This is a genomic window from Enterobacter cloacae complex sp. IR5459 (genome assembly GCF_049238005.1).
GTDB lineage: Bacteria > Pseudomonadota > Gammaproteobacteria > Enterobacterales > Enterobacteriaceae > Enterobacter > Enterobacter hormaechei_C.
The window spans coordinates 1-933 of the sequence record NZ_JBMKIG010000065.1 but is presented as its reverse complement, the minus strand read 5'-3'; the positions used below and the strand labels follow the sequence as shown (position 1 = coordinate 933).

Here is a 933-nt window from a genome sequence, read left to right as displayed (position 1 = left end):
GGCAAAGACGTGATCGGTGAAGCCGGCCGTGTCGGTGTAGTGCTCCTCGATCCGCAGGTCGGACTCGTGGTACAGCAGGCCGTCGAGCACATAGGTGGAATCGCGGACGCCGACATTCACCACGCGGGTGCTGAACGGCGCGTACTGGTCGGAGATATGGGTATAGAACAGCCGTCCCGGCTCGCTACCGTACTTCGGGTTGACGTGCCCGGTGCTCTCGCCCCGGCCACCCGCGCGGAAGCGCTGGCCATCGGAGGATGAGGTCGTGCCGTCGCCCCAGTGGGCGGCAAAGGCGTGGCGATACTGGTGGTTGACCAGCTCGGCCAAGGCCGCCGAATAGGTTTCGTCGCGGATGTGCCAGGCTTGCAGCCAGGACAGCTTGGCGTAGGTCAGGCCGGGGCTCGACTCGGCCATCTTGGTCAGCCCGAGGTTGATCGCATCACCGAGGATTGCGGACAGCAGCAACGTCCTGTCTTTGGCCTCGGCCCCGTCCTTCAAGTGGGTGAAGTGGCGGCTGAAGCCCGTCCAGTCGTCCACGTCCATCAGCAGTTCGGTGATCTTGATGCGCGGCAGTAACTGGCTGGTTTGGTCGATCAGCGCCTGCGCCCGATCCGGCACCGCCGCATCCAGCGGGGTGATTTTCAGCCCTGACTCGGTGAGGATGGCATCGGGCAGCTCGTTGTCCTTGGCCAGGCGGGTGACGGTGGCCAACTGCTCGTCCAGCAGCTGCAAACGCTCTTCCAGGTACTGGTCGCTGTTCGGGTTGATCGCCAGGGGCAGGGCCTGCTCGCGCTTGAGTGCGGCGAACTTCTCGGCCGGCAGCAGGTAGTCGTCGAAGTGGCACTGTTGCAAATAGTCGGTGGTGATAAACTTATCATCCCCTTTTGCTGATGGAGCTGCACATGAACCCATTCAAAGGCCGGCATTTTCAGC

Annotated in this window: 1 pseudogene; it reads right to left on the bottom strand. The window is 63.0% G+C overall.

Annotation, left to right across the window (positions count from 1 at the left end):
• Positions 1-837: pseudogene (locus ACOTX4_RS25950) on the bottom strand (Tn3 family transposase); the annotation flags it as partial.
• Positions 838-933 lie beyond the last annotated feature (96 nt).